This window comes from Rathayibacter sp. AY2B7 (genome assembly GCF_002931635.1).
In the GTDB taxonomy this organism is placed as follows: domain Bacteria; phylum Actinomycetota; class Actinomycetes; order Actinomycetales; family Microbacteriaceae; genus Rathayibacter.
The window spans coordinates 1-18,258 of sequence record NZ_PSUC01000075.1; the positions used below are offsets into that span (position 1 = coordinate 1).

Below are 18,258 nucleotides of genomic sequence, written 5' to 3' on the forward strand. Positions count from 1 at the left end.
GCACCGACCGCGTCCCCCTCCCCGACGGCCGGCTCCCCGCACTGGTCGCCGCAGCCGCACTCCTGGCGGGAACGGCGGCACTGCTCGTCGTCGTCACCGCACGATGAGAACGGCAGGGTCGGACCCCGCGACCGGGCTTCGACGAGCGACCGTCGACTCTGCGCGGTCCGAAAGCCGACATTCCGTCAGACCGCTCGAGGTTTCCGGCATCGGCCCCACCTCTGCTCAGCAATCACGTGGTCGGACGGCGGGAGCTTCGTGGAGGCGCCTGGATAGGATCGAAGTCGTCCCCATCGGGGGCGACACCGTCCCAGGGAGTTCGTATGGCCAACCGTGTGACCTCACGAGACGTCGCGACGGCGGCGGGAGTCGCTCAGTCGACGGTCAGCTTCGTGCTGAACGACAGCCCCGGGCAGTCGATCTCCGCTGACACTCGTGAGCGGGTGCTCAGGGCTGCACGAGAGCTCCAGTACACGCCGAACCACGCCGGCCGAGCGCTGCGCAGAGGTCGGAGCGACATCGTCTTGCTGCTGCTGCCCACTTCCCCGCTGGGCAGCCTGAGCGCCGACATGATCACCTTCGTGACGGACGAGTTCGAGCGCGTCGGGTTCGCGGTGCTGACGCGTCGTGTTCCGGAGGGCAAGCCGATCTCGTCGATCTGGCGGGGGCTGTCGCCGACGCTGGTGATCGGCTTCGCGAAGGTGTCCGACGCGGAGGTCGAGGAGATGCGTCAGGCGGGTATCGCCTCGTTCATGCCGGACAGCCAGGCCTCGAGCCAGGAGGTCGGGAGGGTGCAGGCCCGCCACCTCATCGACGCCGGCCACCGCACCATCGGCTACCTCTGGCCCAGCGACCCCCGCCAGCGGGGATACGCCGTCGATCGCCTGGGCGGCGTTCAGCACGAGTGCGAGGAGAGCGGTCTCGACGCACCGAGGGTGGTCGAGATCGACTTCGACGTCGAATCCGCCACTACGGCGATCGCAGAGCTCCGGGCGGCTGAGCCACGGGTGACCGCAGTCTGCGTCTACAACGACGAGTACGCGTTCGCGGTGCTCGCTGCGATGGACGGCCTGGGGCTGCGGGTCCCCGCGGACATGGCGGTCATCGGCGTCGACAACATTCAGCTCGCCGCTTTCGCGCATCCGCCGCTCACCACGGTCGACATCGGCCTGCACGGCGTCCTCGCGCAGATCGCCCGCATCACCACCGACGAGTTCTCCCGGCCGGGACGCGTGATCGAGGTCGAGGAGACCCCGGTGACCCTCGTCCCTCGCGCATCCGTCTGACTTCCGTTGACAGCGGCTCGATCGTCTGCCTAAAGTACAAATACGTATTTGTAGTCGGCGTCGAATCATCCGTGCCGACAGGTCAGAGAGGACCCTTCATGAGTCGGCACCATCGCAGATTCGCCCAGGACACTCCGGGCATCAGCCGGCTGGCGAAGGGCCTGCGCGCTGCAGCCCTGCTCGTCACCGTCGGGATCGGGCTCGCCGGTTGCGCACCGGCCACCCCGTCGTCGGCCGGAGACAGCGGCAGCGCCGACGTCGTCAGCCAGGCCGACATCGACACTGCCATGACCACTCCCACGGAGCTGACCTTCTGGTCCTGGGTGCCGAACATCGACCAGCAGATCGCGCTCTTCGAGAAGAAGTACCCCGCGATCACGGTCAACGCCATCAACGCCGGAACGACCTCGGCCGAGTACACGAAGCTGCGCTCGGCTCTCGCCGCCGGCAGCGGAGCACCGGACGTCGCTCAGATCGAGTACCCGTTCCTCCCCACCTTCGCCCAGACCGGGGACTTCCTCGATCTGCGCCCTTACGGCGCAGAAGCGCTCGAGTCGGACTTCGTGGATGCCGCCTGGTCGCAGGTCACCGGAGCGAACGGCGAGGTCTGGGCCTACCCCCAGGACACCGCGCCGGTCGCGATGATGTACCGCGCGGACCTGTTCGAGAAGTACGGCATCGAGGTGCCCACCACGTGGGACGAGTACGCGGCCGCCGCGAAGACCCTGCACGACGCCGCTCCCTCGACGTACATGACCAGCATGGGCGCGAACGAGTACGGCGCCTTCTCCGCCCTCGAGCAGCAGGCCGGCGCCCAGCCCTACGTCGTCGACGGCGACGCGATCACCCTCGATGTCGACAACTCCGTCTCGGAGAAGGTCTACGGCTACTGGAACGACCTCGCCGATCAGGACCTCGTCTCCAACGACACGAGCTTCACCTCCGACTGGTTCCAGTCGTTCAACGACGACAAGTACGCCACCTGGATCGCACCGGCCTGGGGTCCTGCCTTCCTGAACTCGGCCGCAGCCGACACCGCCGGTCTGTGGCGGATCGCGCCGCTCCCCCAGTGGGACGCGGCGAACCCGTCCTCGGGCAACTATGGAGGATCGACCTCCGCTGTGATGGCCGACACGAAGAACCCGATCGCCGCCGCGAAGTTCGCCGAGTTCATCAACACCGACTCGGAGTCGACGAAGCTCTTCACCACCGTCCAGGGATACTTCCCGGCGACGAAGGCGATCCTCGACGACCCCGACTTCATCAACAAGACCTTCGATGACTTCGGCGGCGACGAGATCAACAAGACCTACGCGGACATCAGCGAGACCATCCCCCCGGGCTTCCAGTACCCCGCCTTCTACGACAAGGCCCAGAGCGACTGGATCGACACCGTCGGCAAGGCGCTGACCGACAAGACCGACCTCGGCACGGCACTCGGCGCTCTCCAGGACCGCCTCGTGACCTTCGCTGAGGATCAGGGCTTCACGGTCGACTGACACCCCTCCCCCGGGCCCCTCGCCCTCCGCGAGGGGCCCGGTCCTCCGACATCGTCGACCCCGAAGGATCCACACCAGTGAGCGCTGTGACCACCCGCACCAACGCCTCGAAGGGGCTTCGTCACAGCCGACGAGCTCCCGGCACGAACCAGAGCCGCACGGGCTACCTCTTCATCGCCCCGTTCATCGTGCTCTTCGCCACCCTCTTCATCGTCCCGCTGCTCTACGCCGCGTACTTCAGCCTCTTCAAGCAGCAGATCGTCGGCGGCTCGACCTTCGCCGGCCTCGAGAACTACGCGCGAGCCCTCCGCGACCCGCTCCTGCTCGACGGAGTGTGGAAAGTAGCGCAGTTCTTCGTCCTGCAGGTCCCGGTCATGCTCGTCCTGGCCCTCGCCGCGGCCCTCGCCATCGACAGCGGCCTCCTGCGGGCATCGAAGGTGTTCCGCCTCGGAGTCTTCGTCCCCTACGCCGTCCCCAGCGTGGTCGCCGCGCTCATGTGGGGCTACCTCTACGGCCGCGACTTCGGACCCTTCGCCCAGCTCGCGCAGACTCTCGGCTTCCAGTCCCCCGACTTCCTCAGCGCCGGCTTCGTGCTCCCGTCGCTCGCGAACATCGTCACCTGGTCACTGACCGGCTACAACATGATCATCCTGTACGCCGCCCTGCGCGCGATCCCGACGGATCTCTACGAGGCGGCCGCCATGGACGGCGCCGGCCCCTGGCGCGTGGCATGGAGCATCAAGATCCCGGCCCTTCGACCGGCCCTCGTGCTCTGCCTGATCTTCTCGGTGATCGGGGCGTTCCAGCTCTTCGCCGAACCGAACCTCATCCAGCGGCTGGCACCGAGCGTCATCTCGTCGTCGTTCACCCCGAACCTCTACGCCTACACGCTCGCCTTCACCGGTCAGCAGGTCAACTACGCCGCCGCCGTCTCCTTCCTGCTCGGCCTGATCATCGTGGTCGTCTCCTTCTTCGTGCTCTTCCTCACCAACCGAAAGGCCCGCTCGTGAGTGCCGCCGCCCTCGTCGAACCCTCCACGACGCCAGCCGACCCGCAGGCCCCCCGGCGCTCGCGTCGCCACCGCCCGGGCGCTCCCCGCCGCAGCAATATCCTCACCATCGCGATGATCGCGCTGCTCGCCTACTTCCTCTTCCCGCTCGTCTGGCTTCTCATCTCCTCGACCAAGACGGCCGGCGACCTGTTCGCCACCTTCGGACTCTGGTTCGGCAACAGCTTCGCCCTGATCTCGAACATCGAGAACACCCTCACCTACAACGGCGGCGAGTACAGCCGGTGGCTCATCAACACCCTCGTCTACTCGGTCGTCAGTGCCGTCGGCGCGGCGTTCGTGGCGACGATGGCCGGCTACGGGTTCTCGAAGTACCGCTTCCGCGGCAACAAGAAGCTCTTCTCAATCGTCCTCGCCTCGATCATGGTCCCCACCACCGCGCTGGCACTGCCGCTCTACCTGCTCTTCAGCTCGGTGGGCCTCGTGAACACCCCGTGGGCGATCATCCTCCCCTCCCTCGTCAGCCCCTTCGGGCTGTACCTGATGAGGATCTACGCCGACGACTCCGTCTCGGACAGCACGCTCGAGGCCGCGCGGATCGACGGCGCCGGCGAGTTCCGGATCTTCTTCCAGATCGCGCTGCGCACCCTCAGCCCCGGCATCGTCACGGTGCTCCTGTTCACCCTCGTGGCGACCTGGAACAACTACTTCCTCCCCCTGATCATGCTCAACGACCCCTCCCTGTACCCGATCACCGTCGGTCTCGCGGGCTGGTCGTCGCAGGCGCAGGGCGGCTCGGGCGGCACCACCAGCCTCCTCTCCTCGGTCGTCACCGGGTCGGCGCTCTCGGTGGTGCCCCTGATCCTCGCCTTCCTCCTGCTGCAGCGGTTCTGGCAGTCCGGCCTGACGGCCGGTGGTGTGAAGGAGTGATCGCCCCGTTCGCAGAACTGGGCTCGGTCGTCGACTTCGGTGTCCACCGCGTGCGGATCGGCGGGCAGCTCGAGCTCCTGCCGGTGGAAGGGGGCCTTCGGCCCGTCCGCCTGCCGCAGCGGTTCTGGTCGCGCTTCCCGCCCCGCTCCGACATGCTGCAGACGATGGTGACCCGCCCGAGCGGCGTGCGCCTCCTCGCCAGGACCACGGCGACCAGCATCACCCTGCGCGTCAGGGCGACCGCCGTGCAGTTCGGTGACGACCCCGTCGCCCCGGACGCCTTCGTCGCGACGATCGCCGGCCACGACGACCTCGTCGTCCGCAGCCCGGTGACCGCCGTGCAGCACCTCACCCCCTCGGGTGACGCGACCGGAACCGAGCAGCTGCACCCGTTCTCGACCGTGGAGTTCGCTGGGCTGCCCGAGGGCGAGAAGACCGTCCAGCTCTGGCTGCCGCAGATGACGATGATCGACCTGCTGGGCATCGAGGCGGACGCACCGCTGCACCCCGGCCCCGGCCGCGAGCGACCGGTCTGGGTGCATCACGGCAGCTCCATCAGCCACGGCCCCGATCTCGCGTCACCGACCTGGACCTGGCCCGCTGTCGCCGCCGAGGCGAGCCGCCACGAGATCGTCAACCTCGGCTTCGCCGGCCAGTGCATGCTGGACCCCTTCGTCGCGGACGCCATCGCCGACACTCCCGCCGACCTCATCAGCCTCGAGCTCGGCGTGAACATCGTCGGATCACGAGCGACCGACCAGCGCACCTTCGTCCCCGCCGTGCACGGCTTCCTCGACCGCATCCGACGCGGACACCCCGACACACCCGTCATCGTCGTCTCGCCCATCCTGTGGCCCGGCAACGAGGACACCGCCGGCCCCACCGACGTCGAACGCGACGCGGACGGTGTCACGAGATTCCACGCCCGCGGCACGGTGCAGGACGTCGAGCAGGGAGCGATGAGCATCGCCCTCGCACGACGACACCTCCAGTACGTCGTCGACGCCCGAGCGCTCGACGGCGAGCCGATCTCCTCCGTCAACGGGCTCGACCTCTACGGCGAAGCGGACGCCGCCGCCCGGATGCTCCCGGACGGCCTCCACCCCGACGCCGGGCAGCACCGCCTGATGGGCGAGCGTTTCGCCCGGCTCGCCTTCACCACCGACACGCTCCCCTCCCTCACGACCTCTATCGAGACGATCAGGACCGCATGAACAGCCCGCTCCCGCTTCCTCCCTTCCCCCTCCAGGGAACCGTCGACACGGGGTCCTCCTCCTTCAACGACGGCTGGGAGTACCGCACACCGCTCGGCCCCTTCTCCTCCCCGAACGCGGCAGGCGCCGAGGTCACCCCGGTGCGTCTCCCCCACGACGCCCTGCGTGACGCGAACCGCAGCCCGAACGCGCCGTCCGGAGGGGCATCCGCGTACTTCCCCGACGGGGCCTACACCTACCTGAAGGCCTTCCCCGTCCCGGACGACTGGGCCGGAAAGGTGGTGCAGCTCGAATTCCAGGGGGTCTACCGGCACGCCCAGGTGTTCGTCAACGACGCGCTCGCCGGCAACCGCGCCGACGGCTACGCCCGCTTCTTCGTGGACATCACCCCGTTCCTCCGCCACGGCGAGGAGAACACGATCCGGGTCGAGACGCGCTCGGGAGGCGATTCCCGCTGGTACTCCGGGACCGGCATCCACCGCCCCGTCCTCCTCCACGTCCACGACGCCGTGCACGTCGTCCCGGACGGCGTGACGGTGACCACCGTCCGGGTCGAGCACGATCAGGCGGTCGTGGAGGTGGCGACCACGGTCGTCAACCGCGGTCTCGTGACCCGGACCGTGCCCCTCGTCACCGGCATCCACGAGCCGTCCGGACGCGAGCTCGGCGAGCAGTCGGATGTCATCACCCTCGTTCCCGGCCGCTCGGGCGTCGTCCGCCAGCGCTTCTATCTCACGCGGCCGGCGTTGTGGAGCGTCGAGACGCCGGCGCTGTACAGTGTCCGCACCCGCCTCGAGAGCGCCCCTGCCGTCGACACCGCGTTCGGGATCCGCGTCGTCACCGTCGACCCGCGCCGGGGTCTGCGCATCAACGGCGAGCCGGTGCTTCTGCGCGGCGCGTGCGTCCACAGCGACAACGGCGTCCTCGGCGCCGCCTCGATCGCGCGGGCGGAGGAGAGGCGGATCGAGCTGCTCAAGGCGGCCGGGTTCAACGCGATCCGCTCCGCCCACAACCCCGCCTCCCCGTCGCTGCTCGACGCCTGCGACCGTCTCGGGATGCTCGTCATGGACGAGGCGTTCGACATGTGGACCCGGGGGAAGACGCCCCGCGACTACTCCCACGACTTCCCGCAGTGGTGGAAGGCGGACCTGGAGTCGATGGTCCAGAAGGACGTCAACCACCCGAGCGTCATCCTGTACTCCATCGGCAACGAGATCGTGGAGGTCGGCGACCCGCACGGCGCCGTCCTCGCCCGCGACATGGCCGAGCACCTCCGCGCCCTCGACCCGACCCGCCTCATCACCAATGGCGTGAACCTCTCCCTCGCGGTCATGGACGAGCAGCCGGCCGAGTTCGGCGCGGGCATGGGCCTGAACGAGGCGATGGCCGCCCTGACCGATGGGACCGGCTCGATCGTCTCCGGCGAATCCGCGACCCGCAGGACGCAGGAGTCCAGCTCCGTCCTCGACGTCGTCGGCATCAACTACGGCGAGGCCCGCTACGCGCAGGACGCAGAGCTCTTCCCCGAGCGCGTGATCGTCGGAGCGGAGACCTTCCCGACCATGATCGGAAAGCTGTGGCCCCTCGTGCTCCAGTCGGACAACGTGATCGGCGACTTCACCTGGACCGGCTGGGACTACCTCGGCGAGGTCGGCATCGGAGCCACCGCGTATGCGGAGGACCCGACCGCCGTCGTCGCGCTCGAGCGGGAGTTCCCGTACCTGACCGCCTGGTGCGGCGACCTCGACATCACCGGCTGGCGACGCCCCCAGTCGTACTACCGGGAGATCGTCTTCGGACTCCGCACGGACCCCGCCATCGCCGTGCTGCGACCCGAGCACTACCAGGACACCGTCTCCTTCCAGTCCCCCTGGGCCTGGAGTGACTCGCTCACCTCCTGGACCTGGCCCGGGTTCGAGGGGAAGCCGATCGAGGTCGAGATCTACGCCGACGCCGACGACGTCCTCCTCCTCCTGAACGACGTGGAGATCGCGCGAGCCGAGATCGGGTCGAAGCGGCCGATGACGGCGAGCATCGTCACCACCTACCGGCCCGGCCGGCTGGTCGCCGTCGCCCGCACGGGCGGGGAGGAGGTCGGACGGACCGAGCTCCACTCGGCGTCCGGCCCGGCCGCCCTGCACGTCGTCCCCGACCGCTACGTGATCCGTGCCGACGACTCCGACCTCGCCTACGTCGCCCTCGAGTTCCGCGACGCCGCCGGCGTCCTCGACACGAGCGTGTCGGCCTGCATCGAGGTCGACGTGACAGGGCCCGGCGTGCTCGCCGGACTCGGCACCGGCAACCCGAAGACCGTCGAGGCGTTCTCCGCCCGGACCTGCACGAGCTTCGACGGCCGCGCTCTCGCAGTCATCCGGCCCACCGGCACCGGCACCATCACGATCACCGCCAGAACCCCGGGCGCCGAACCGACCGTGACGACGATCGAGGCGTCCGAGCCGATCGACGAAGGGACGCTGTGATGCCCGACTCGCAGTGCAGCGCCGTGCCGCCCGAGGACGAGAGCGGGGCGCTCGATCGGCAGCGGGAGCAGCGGCTGTCGGACCTGGTCGGATCGCTCACCCTCGAGGAGAAGGTCCACCTGCTGACCGGGCGGGACTTCTGGACCACGACGGCACTGGAGCGGATCGGACTCCGACCGATGCTGTTCTCGGACGGCCCCTCCGGCGTCCGCGGTGAGCTGTGGGACGAGCGGTTCCCGTCCGTGAGCTTCCCCTCCGCGACCGCCCTCTCCTCCTCCTGGGACCGCGGCATCGCCCGGCGCTACGGGGCCGCCGTCGCCGTCGAGGCGCGCAGCAAGGGCGTCGACGTCGTCCTCGGACCGACGATCAACCTCCACCGCTCGCCCCTCGCCGGTCGGCACTTCGAGAGCTTCAGCGAAGACCCCGTCCTCACCGGCGACCTCGCCGCCGCCTACGTGCAGGGCGCGCAGGACAACGGAGTCGCCGCGACCCCCAAGCACTACGTCGCCAACGACTCCGAGACGGAACGCCTGACGCTCGATGTCCGCGTCGGCGAACGCCCACTGCGCGAGCTCTACCTCCGCGCGTTCGAGAAGGCCGTCACCGACGCCGGAGCGTGGGCGGTGATGAGCTCCTACAACTCGATCAACGGAGTGACCTCCTCCGAGAACGACCTGCTCGAGACCCCGTTGAAGTCCGAGTGGGGCTTCGACGGCGTCGTCGTCAGCGACTGGCTCGCCGTGCGATCGATCGCGAGCGCGAACGCCGCGCAGGACCTCGCGATGCCCGGCCCCGACGGCGCCTGGGGAAGCGCCCTCGTCGATGCGGTGCACGACGGCCGCGTCCCCGTGGAGGCCGTCGACGAGAAGGTTCTGCGCATCCTCCGCCTCGCCGCCCGAGTCGGAGCACTCGGCGGCTTCGAGCCGGCCGCAGCGGACCCCTCGTTCGTCGAGGACCCGATCGCGTTCGCCCGCACGGCCTCGGCCGCAGGAACAGTGCTGGTGCGCAACGCCCACTCCGAACTGCCGTGGAACCCCGACGCCATCGCCTCTGTCGCGGTGATCGGACAGAACGCCCTGACCGCCCGCAGCCAGGGCGGCGGCAGCGCCACGGTCGTCCCCGAGCACGTCGTCTCCCCGCTCGAGGGCATCCGAGCCGCGTTCCCCGACTCGACGGTCGAGTTCAGCCTCGGCGCGATCGTCAGCGACGGAGTGGCCGACATCCCCCTCGACCGCATCACCGATCCCGACACCGGCGCCCCTGGCGTCACTGTCCGATTCCTCGACGCGGCGGGCGTCGCCCTCCTCACCGAGCAGCGGCGATCCACCCAGCTGCTCTGGTTCGAAGGAGCGGCACCGCTGAAGGACGCACGAACCCTCGAGATCCGGACACGCTTCGTGCCGAGCGCGACCGAGCGCCTGCGGCTCGGCGTCGCCGTCGTCGGGCGCTCGCGCATCCACGTGGACGACGCGCTCCTCCTCGACGTGACGATCGAGCCCGTCGGAGACGACCTGGGAGCCGCGCTCCTGGCCCCGCCTGCGCAGTCCGCTCCACTCGACGTGACCGAAGGAGTGGCAGTCGACCTCCGCGTGGAGTACGAGATCGGGAACCAGGTCGACACGACAGGGGCGCTCGGGATCACCTTCGGCTTCGAACCGGCGGACTCCGACGGCGACCGGCTCATCGCCGACGCCGTCGAGGCCGCGCGTCAAGCGACCGTCGCCGTCGTGGTCGTCGGCACGAACTCCGCCGTCGAGTCGGAGGGCTTCGACCGGGTCTCCCTCGATCTCCCCGGCCGGCAGGACGAGCTGGTGCACGCGGTCGCCGCGGCGAACAGCCGGACGGTCGTCCTCGTGAACGCCGGCGCCCCCGTCCTGCTGCCCTGGCGCGACGAGGTCGCGGCCGTGCTGATCGGCTACTTCGGCGGCCAGGAGGTCGGGCACGCCCTGGCCGACATGCTCACCGGAGCCGCAGAACCAGGAGGGCGCCTGCCCACCACCTGGCCCGCGAGCATCGACGACGTCCCCGTCCTCGACACCACTCCCCGCCACGGGACGCTGACCTACGACGAGGGCGTCCACATCGGCTACCGCGCCTGGCTCCGAAGCGAAGCGGAGCCGGCGTTCCCCTTCGGCGCCGGCGAAGGCTACGCGGACTTCGCCTTCCTCGGCATGACCTCACCCGTCGACGTCGGCGCGGAGGAGACGTTCACCAGCAGCGTCACCGTGAGCAACACCAGCGCCCGCAGCGGCAAGGTCGTCGTCCAGATCTACGCCGAGCGCGACGACTCGACCCACGAGAGACCGGCGAGATGGCTGGTCGGCTTCGCCTCGCAGATCGTCGCCGCCGGGGAGACGGCCGCGGTCGACGTGGCGATCGACTCCCGACTCCTCGCGGTCTGGGACGACGGCTGGATCTACGAGCCCGGCACCTTCGTCCTCCGAGCGGGATCGTCGGTCGTCGACCTGCCGCTCCGGTCGGAGGTCACCCTGCCCACGGGGATCGAGAAGCGGTGACGACGCCGCCGGACGACGAGAGCGCCCCGACGGTGACCCTGCGGACCGGCGTCGTCCGCGGTGTCCGGCGGGCAGGTTCGCTCGCGTTCCTCGGGATCCCGTTCGCCGAGCCCCCCGTCGGCCCCCTCCGCTTCGCCGCTCCCCGCCGCGCTGCGCCCTGGGAGGAGGTCCTCGACGCGACGCAGTTGAGAGGAGAATCAGCAGACGGATCAACCGGCGGTGAATCCATAGATCCGCGCGGAGACACCGGGGGTAGGCGGGGTGAGAGCGATCCGTCCGCTCCCGTTCCCGGAGATCGTCCAGGCCGTCGCGGATGCCGGATAGATCTGCCGGAGTGAGGCCGGCGTCGCGTCGGCGCCGAGGTCGAGTTCGAGGCTCTCGGCGGTCGTTTCGCTCCGATGCCAGACGTAGAGAATCGACCGGCCGGCGGATCGCAGCCGCAGAGAGAGTGCGGGTGCTTTCCAGTCGGGGTAGCCGCTCGGCCACTCGGGCACGGCTTCCGCGATATCGGAACGAAGTGCGGTGAACACCCGGACTGCCTCTGCGACGAGGGCGAACTGCTCCTCGTTCATCCGGTTCAGGAAACCGGACAGGTAGAGACGGCCGGACAGGCCCGTCACCATGGTGAACGCGATCTCCTCCTGGCTCATCCACGGCTGCGGGTACGCCCAGCTGGCCGCCTGCTCGGGGAGCATCTGCATCGGTGCGGCGGCGGCGATGGGCGGGTACAGCCGGAAGTCCTGCTGGTCCGACGTCGCCTGCAGGTCGAAGACCTCCATCATCCCGAAGTCGGAGCGCATGGCGCCCGAGCTGCAGTTCTCGAACACCACGTCCGGGTGCCGGGCTCGGAGCGCGGCGAACCAGCTCAAGTGCGCGCGGTTGTGCGCGAGGAGCCCCGCCCCCGCCGAGAAGGCGTCGAGGTCCGTCCCCGCGCCGGGAGTGACGTTGTAGTCGAGTTTGAAGTAGCGCACACCGAAGTCGGCGATGAGTCGATCGAAGGTCCGATCGAGGTGCTCTCGGGCTGCTTCGTTGCGCAGGTCGAGGAAGTAGCGGTCGTGTTCGCGGACACGGATTCCGTGTCGCTGCATGAACGCGTCGTCGGGGAGTGTGTCGGCGAGGGTGCTGCGGACGCCGATGACCTCGGGCTCGACCCAGATGCCCACCTTCATCCCGTGGGAGCGGATCGCCTCGGTGACTCGGGCCAGTCCGCCTCCGGGGAACCGTCGTGTCGACGGGAGCCACTCGCCGACGCTCGACCACCAGTCCCCCTCCTCGCTGTCGTCGTACCAGCCGGCGTCGATGCAGAAGCACTCCGCCCCGACCGCGGCGGCAGCCGCGATGAGAGGGAGCAGCCGCTCGGTCGTCGGATCGCCGAGGATCGTGTTCATGAAGTCGTTGAAGACGAGGAGCGAGGAACTGTCCGCGCGCTGCGCTCGTCGGAGCCAGCGACGGTGCCGTGTCAGCTCGGCGACTGCACTCGCCGCGCCGGCGCTGCCGACGGTGAACGATGCCGGGACGGACTCGAAGCTCGCACCGGGGAGGAGTTCCTCGGCCCAGTGATGATGGAGGTCCGTCGGGCCGAGCAGGACGAGGGCCAGCGCGTCCTCGCCTTCGCGCTGGTTGTCGATCTCCCAGCGCCAGCCGCCGTTGTGCTCCAGCTGCCAGGCGATCGCGCGACCGGACCGAGGGTGCTCGAGCACCCCCGTGGGCAGCGCGCGAGCCGTCGTCCAGGTCGAGGTCCCTGTCGCTGCGGTGTATCCGCGCCCCGGCTGGTGGTTGATCCCGGAGTGGAAGTCCCCCAGCCCTGCTTGCGACCAGGCCTTCGTCACCACCCAGCGGTTCTCAGCGAGCTGCTCGCCGGATCCCGAGTGCAGGAGGGCATCGTGCGGGTCGTCGCCATGACTGACGAGTGCACCGATCGCGACCGTCGACAGTGCTTCCAGCACGACCGGCGTCGGGCCCTCGTTGCGGACCGACGTCCGGACACGGGCACCCGCGATGTCGGGAGACGCCGTGAAGGTCACCGTCACGAGGAGACCCGTCCGAGCATCGCGCTGATCGATCTCGAGGCGCGCGACGCCGTCGATCGTGGATTCTCGGACGTCGACGAGACGAAGGCGTGCCCCGACGCCGGTATGCGTGAACCGAGTCGTGTTCCGAGCGCGGCCGTCGCCGGCGACGATGGCCTCGACGAGTGGCTGCGACGCCTCGGTGACCACCTGCTGCGGCCCGGCGTTCACCCCCACGATCCGGACCGGGTGCTCCCCTGTGCCGAAGGACACCGTCAGGGCCCCGGCTCGCCAGACGAAGATCTCCTCGGTCGGTGTGACGACATCGGCGACCGACGCCGGCTCGCGAACGGCTTCCGCGCTCGTACCGGGCTCCTCGGCGCGGATCATGCGCTCGTCACACTCCCTCGGCCCGAGAGGCGCTCTACTCCGAGGAGCAGGGCGGAGTGGTCCAGTCCGCCGTCGCCGTTCGCGACCATCGATGCCATGAGCTGCCCCAGCAGCGCCCCGACCGGAACGATCACCCCTGCTTCCCGGGCGGCGGCCAGCACGATGCCGAGGTCTTTGTGGTGCAGTTCGATCCGGAACCCCGGCGCGAAGGAGTGCGCGATCATCCCGGCCGCCTTGCGATCGAGGATGCGGTTGCCGGCGAGCCCCCCGGCGAGCACTCTCACGGCGGCCTCGAGGTCGGCATCGTGGGCGTCGAGGAAGGTGAGGGCCTCGGCGACCAGCTGGATGGTGCCGGCGACGATGAGCTGGTTCGCGGCTTTGACTGTCTGACCCGAGCCGCTGGGGCCGACGTGCACGATCGTGCTCCCCATCGCGGCGAAGACGTCGCGCGCGGCCTCGACGTCCTCGGCGGCACCGCCGACCATGATCGAGAGCGCGCCGTCGATGGCGCCCTGCTCGCCTCCGCTGACCGGAGCGTCCAGCGCCCGCACGCCGACCGCCGCAGCCGCCTCCGCTACTCGGCGGGCCGTCGCGGGTGCGATCGAGCTCGCGTCGATGAGCAGGGCGCCGCTCTTCGCCGAATCCAGCACTCCGCCCTTCCCGAGTACCACCCCCTCCACATCGGGGGAATCGGGCAGCATGGTGACGACGACATCGGCGCCGTCCACGGCCTCGGCGACACTGTCGGCTCGCCGCCCGCCGTGCTCGACGAGAGCGTCGAGGTTGGTGCGGGAGCGGTTGGAGCCGGTGACGTCGAACCCGGCGTCGACGAGGTTCTTCGCCATGGGCAGTCCCATGATCCCGAGTCCGATGAAGGCGATCTTCTGCATGAGGTTCCTGGATCTGTGCGTGGGTGTGACGGGATGGGAGGAGAAGTCAGGCCGGCTGTGCGGTCCGGCGCGCTGCGACGGAGTCGACCACGAAGCGGGCGCGCTCGCGCAGCTCATCGAGGCTGCCGTCGTTGAAGGCGTCGCGAACGAGATCCCTGCTCAGGCCGATGATCGACGCGCCGGTGTCGAGGTAGTCCGCCGCCTGGCTGATCAGTACGCCGCCGGTGGGGAACAGGGCGATCTCGGGAAGGGGCCCGATGAGTTCGGCGAGGTAGTCGAGGCCGCCGATCGGCCCGACGGGCGACACCTTGACCGCTTCGACACCGAGCTGCCAGGCGTGGACGATCTCCGTCGGGGTGAGGGCGCCGGGAATGAAGGGCACACCGCGCGCGGCCGCGGCGGCGACGAGCTCGGGCGAGGTGATCTGGCTGACCAGGAACTGCGCTCCGGCGTCGATCGCGCCGTCGACCTGGGCGAGAGTGCGCACCGTGCCGGCGCCGACCACCGCGTCGGAGGGCATCCGCCTACGGATGTCCGCGATGACCTGCAGGGCTCCGGGCGTCGTCATCGTGATCTCGACAGCCGGGAAGCCCTCGTCGAACAGCACATCGCAGACGGGGAGGAAGGCGGTCGACTCGGAGGCGCGCAGCACGGCCACGATCGGTCGGTCGCCGAGTCTCTGGGTCAGCTCAGTCATGGGAGGGCTCCTTCGAGAGGGGTGACGGGGCAGTGCGCGCCCGGGTGGAGTCGGTGGCCCCGAGCTGGTCGAGCGCCGCTTCGAGCAGGTCGAGCCGAGCCTCCGATGCCAGACCGGCGTGGTACAGGTGCAGTTCGGTGGCGCCGGCCTCGAGCAGGGCGGACCAGTGCCGGGCGGCCTGCTGGACATCGATCGGGGTGGGGGGCAGGACCGTGCAGTACGCCCCGATGGTGAGCGAGGGATGCACGGACCGAGCGAGTCGTGAGACCTCGGCGACGCTCTCCGGTCCCTGCGCCCAGGCGGCGGCGATGACTCCGTCCAGGTCGCGTGCGTCGTCGAGAAGGGCGCCGAACGGCCCCGTCGCCCAGACCTCGCTCGAGCAGTGCACGGACACCCTCGACGCGCCGGCTGATCGGGCCGCGTCGAGAACGGTCGTCCGGAGCTCGCGTGCGGCCGACTGCCGTGTCTCGAGGAGCACGTCGGCGGTCGTGTCGCCGAGGGCGGCCCGCAGACCGTCGTCGAGCGTCGATGAGGTGCCGGGTGCGCGGGAGAGCGCCTCGCGGACCGAGTGCCGCAGAGCATCCGCCCCGCCCCGTTGGTCGTAGACCGAACAGCATGCCGCGCAGAAGCACACCGACAGCAGCGCCTCGTCGAGAGGGCCGTTGTCGGCTCCCGCGGTCTTCTCGTGCGCGCTCATGTGGCCGAAGCCCATCGGTCCCCCCGCCTCGAGGGTCACGCTGTCGACGCCGGCCAGCGTGACGCACTCGGAGGTCAGCGTCGCGGCGTACAGCCGGACCTCTTCGCTCGACGGGCAGAGCGCGTAGGTGTAGACGTCGCCGAACGCGTTCGTCGTGCACAGGTCGGGCGCGACCGGTGACGACGTACCACCGGCGGCGATACCGTCGGCGTGCGTCAGCGCGAGCCAGGCCCGGCTGGCGAGACCCGCCTGGGCGAGTGCATCGCGAGCCCTGGCGAACGACTCGTGTCCGGCCCAAGCCGCACCGTCGCCGGGCGTGAGACGCTGCCCTGCCCATGCACGCTCCCGGACAGGGACGTAGAGCGCGGCGGTACGGGCCTCGACGACGCGGTGCCCGGGATGACGCGGGGTCGCCGCCCGGACGGAGTGGTAGGCGGCAGCCAGAGTGACGCTCGAGACACCCGACCGCGCGATGCGCCGAGCGGCAGCGGGGTCGCCCACGACGTCCCACGGGTAGAGGTACGCCGTCGAGTCGACCTGCTTGCCTGTCTGGATCGCCGCCATCAGAATCGGGGCAGCGTGGGGTCGTAGTCGGGGTCGATGGAGCGCATGTAGACCGTGTCCTCCCGGGTGGTGCGGCCCGACTCCACGTAGACGCGGTGCTGGCGTTCGAGGGCCTCGAGGTCGAGCTCCACTCCGAGGCCCGGGCCGGTGGGCACGGCGACCGAGCCGTCCCGGATCGCCAGGACGCCGGGCTTCACGATCTCGTCGGCGTGGTTCCACGGGTAGTGCGTGTCGCACGCGTAGGTGAGTGTCGGTGATGCCGCAGCGACGTGCGTCATCGCGGCGAGCGAGATGCCGAGGTGCGAGTTCGAGTGCATCGACAGACCGATGCCGAGCGTGTCGCAGATGGCGCCGAGCTCCCGGGTGTGCCGGAGGCCGCCCCAGTAGTGGTGGTCGCTCAGGATGATCTGCACGGCGTTCTTCTCGAGCGCCTCCTTGATCTGCTCGAACGCGACCACGCACATGTTGGTGGCGAGCGGGATTCCGGCCGACTCCGCCACGGCCGACATGCCGTCGAGGGTGAGCGTCGGGTCCTCGAGGTACTGCAGCACGTCCCGGAGCTCGTCCGCGACCATGAGCGAGGTCTCGACGGTCCAGGCGCCGTTCGGGTCGATGCGCAGCGGAAGGTCGGGGAACGCCTCCGCGAGTGCGCGGATCGCCGCGATCTCCTGCTCGGGCGGGAAGACGCCGGCCTTGAGCTTGATCGACCCGAAGCCGTACTCGTCGATCAACTGCCGCGCCTGCTCCACGATCCCTGCGGGGTCGAGGGCAGCCCCCCATTCGTCGTCGGCCGTGCTGCCGTCGGCCGCCGGATGCCCGGCCCACTTGTAGAAGAGGTATGCGCTGTACGGCACCGCCGTGCGGACAGCACCGCCGAGCAGTTCGCTGACGGGAACTCCGATGATCCTGCCCTGGGCGTCGTGGCAGGCGACATCGATGATCGAGTAGACGACGCGGCGCTGGATGCGTGTCAGGTCGCCGTCGTCGCCGCCCAGCGTCGTGTTGATCGCCGCTTCGATGCCGTTGAGGTCGAAGACGCTGAGTCCGAGGATCGCGGGCTTGACGACCTCGAGCCGGTCGAGGACCTCGCGCTCGCCCGAGCCCTCGCCGAGGCCGACGACGCTGCCGTCGGCGACGACCAGCTGGACGATCGTGCGGAGGGCGAGCGGTTCGTGCACGCCGTTGGAGTTCAGCAGCGCGGGGTCGCGGAAGGCGATCGGCGTGATGACGAGGTCCGTGATGCGGTGCTCCGGCTTGCCGGTGGAGTCGAGCTCGACCGGCTGCCCGTCGGGGGTCGAGGGGGCGGGAGTGAGGATCGTCATGGTCGTCAGCCTTTCGTTGCGCCGGACGTGATGCCGCGGATGAGCGACTTCTGCATGAGCAGGTACACGATGAGGCTGGGGATGAGAGCGAGCAGAGCGCCGAAGAGCAGCACGCCCGGGCCTGTCTGGGCGTCGGTGCGCAGCACGCTCAGTGCCACCGTGAGGGTGTAGTCGCTCGGATCGTTCGCGGCGATCAGAGGCAGCAGGTACTGGTCCCAGATCATCATGAATCCGAAGATCGTCACGACCCCGAGCACCGGCTTGCACAGGGGCAGGATGATCGACCACAGCATCCGGAGCTCGCCGACGCCGTCGAGGCGGGCCGCCTCCTCGATCTCCTGAGGGATGTCCTTCATGAACTCGGTCATGATCAGGATCGAGAACCCCCAGACCGCGACGGGCAGGATCACGCCGAACACGGTGCCACGGAGACTGATGCCGAGCACGGGGATGTTGCCGATGACCTGCGAGAGCGGAATCGCGATGACCTCTTCGGGCAGCATCATCGTCAGCAGGAAGAGCAGCAGCACGATCGACTGTCCGCGGAAGCGGTGCCTGGCCAGCGCGTAGGCGGTCAGGATCGAGATCGCGATCTGCAGCAGGAGCCCGCCGCCGACGATGATCAGCGAGTTGGCGAAGTACCCCCAGATGCCCTTGTCGGCGGCGACCTGGGCGGGCAGGAGCGAGGGATTGTTGGGGAAGAGGCTGACCCTCGTCGAGTCGGTGCTGGCGTCGAAGGCTCCCGAGATGATGGT

The 18,258-nt window shown here is 69.5% G+C and carries 13 protein-coding genes and 1 pseudogene; 8 read left to right on the top strand and 6 right to left on the bottom strand.

Annotated elements, in window-relative coordinates:
* Positions 1–335 precede the first annotated feature (335 nt).
* From C5C27_RS12145 to C5C27_RS18580, 8 genes and pseudogenes are all read left to right on the top strand, one after another.
* Positions 336–1,286: a LacI family DNA-binding transcriptional regulator gene (locus tag C5C27_RS12145; RefSeq protein ID WP_181133524.1), complete on the top strand. Its 951-nt coding sequence runs from the start codon at positions 336–338 to the stop codon at positions 1,284–1,286.
* Between the two features lie 98 nt (positions 1,287–1,384).
* Positions 1,385–2,785: an ABC transporter substrate-binding protein gene (locus tag C5C27_RS12150; RefSeq protein ID WP_104314509.1), complete on the top strand. Its 1,401-nt coding sequence runs from the start codon at positions 1,385–1,387 to the stop codon at positions 2,783–2,785.
* A gap of 77 nt (positions 2,786–2,862) precedes the next feature.
* Positions 2,863–3,795: a carbohydrate ABC transporter permease gene (locus C5C27_RS18575; protein ID WP_258066702.1), complete on the top strand. Its 933-nt coding sequence runs from the start codon at positions 2,863–2,865 to the stop codon at positions 3,793–3,795.
* Positions 3,796–3,908: 113 nt separating this feature from the next.
* Positions 3,909–4,724 carry a carbohydrate ABC transporter permease gene (locus tag C5C27_RS12160; protein WP_104238154.1) on the top strand — a complete coding sequence of 272 codons (816 nt, stop codon included), beginning with the start codon at positions 3,909–3,911 and terminating at the stop codon, positions 4,722–4,724.
* Positions 4,721–5,938: a GDSL-type esterase/lipase family protein gene (locus C5C27_RS12165; protein WP_104238120.1), complete on the top strand. Its 1,218-nt coding sequence runs from the start codon at positions 4,721–4,723 to the stop codon at positions 5,936–5,938. The genes C5C27_RS12160 and C5C27_RS12165 overlap by 4 nt, the downstream gene beginning before the upstream one ends.
* The gene (locus C5C27_RS12170; RefSeq protein WP_104314511.1) at positions 5,935–8,418 is read left to right on the top strand and encodes a glycoside hydrolase family 2 TIM barrel-domain containing protein; all 2,484 of its coding nucleotides are present in this window, start codon (positions 5,935–5,937) and stop codon (positions 8,416–8,418) included. The genes C5C27_RS12165 and C5C27_RS12170 overlap by 4 nt, the downstream gene beginning before the upstream one ends.
* The gene (locus tag C5C27_RS12175) at positions 8,418–10,934 is read left to right on the top strand and encodes a beta-glucosidase (RefSeq protein ID WP_104314517.1); all 2,517 of its coding nucleotides are present in this window, start codon (positions 8,418–8,420) and stop codon (positions 10,932–10,934) included. The genes C5C27_RS12170 and C5C27_RS12175 overlap by 1 nt, the downstream gene beginning before the upstream one ends.
* A 32-nt stretch (positions 10,935–10,966) precedes the next feature.
* Positions 10,967–11,116, top strand: a pseudogene (locus C5C27_RS18580) (carboxylesterase family protein); the annotation flags it as partial.
* Between the two features lie 27 nt (positions 11,117–11,143).
* On the opposite strand, the gene C5C27_RS18585 reads toward C5C27_RS18580, so the two are convergent.
* The 6 genes from C5C27_RS18585 to C5C27_RS12205 all read right to left on the bottom strand — a co-directional run.
* Positions 11,144–13,333 (bottom strand): glycoside hydrolase family 36 protein, encoded by a 2,190-nt coding sequence (locus C5C27_RS18585; RefSeq protein WP_104314513.1) that lies wholly within the window; start codon positions 13,331–13,333, stop codon positions 11,144–11,146.
* Entirely contained in the window at positions 13,330–14,223 is an 894-nt protein-coding gene (locus C5C27_RS12190) for a 2-hydroxy-3-oxopropionate reductase (protein ID WP_104238117.1), read from the bottom strand. Before C5C27_RS12190 ends, C5C27_RS18585 begins: the two co-directional genes overlap by 4 nt.
* A 46-nt stretch (positions 14,224–14,269) precedes the next feature.
* The gene (locus C5C27_RS12195) at positions 14,270–14,920 is read right to left on the bottom strand and encodes a bifunctional 4-hydroxy-2-oxoglutarate aldolase/2-dehydro-3-deoxy-phosphogluconate aldolase (protein ID WP_181133525.1); all 651 of its coding nucleotides are present in this window, start codon (positions 14,918–14,920) and stop codon (positions 14,270–14,272) included.
* Entirely contained in the window at positions 14,913–16,181 is a 1,269-nt protein-coding gene (locus C5C27_RS18080; protein WP_181133526.1) for a hypothetical protein, read from the bottom strand. The genes C5C27_RS12195 and C5C27_RS18080 overlap by 8 nt, the downstream gene beginning before the upstream one ends.
* The gene (locus C5C27_RS12200; RefSeq protein WP_104314515.1) at positions 16,181–17,503 is read right to left on the bottom strand and encodes a glucarate dehydratase family protein; all 1,323 of its coding nucleotides are present in this window, start codon (positions 17,501–17,503) and stop codon (positions 16,181–16,183) included. The genes C5C27_RS18080 and C5C27_RS12200 overlap by 1 nt, the downstream gene beginning before the upstream one ends.
* Positions 17,504–17,508: 5 nt before the next feature.
* On the bottom strand, positions 17,509–18,258 hold a 750-nt coding region (locus C5C27_RS12205), incomplete at its 5' end, for a carbohydrate ABC transporter permease (protein ID WP_104314516.1).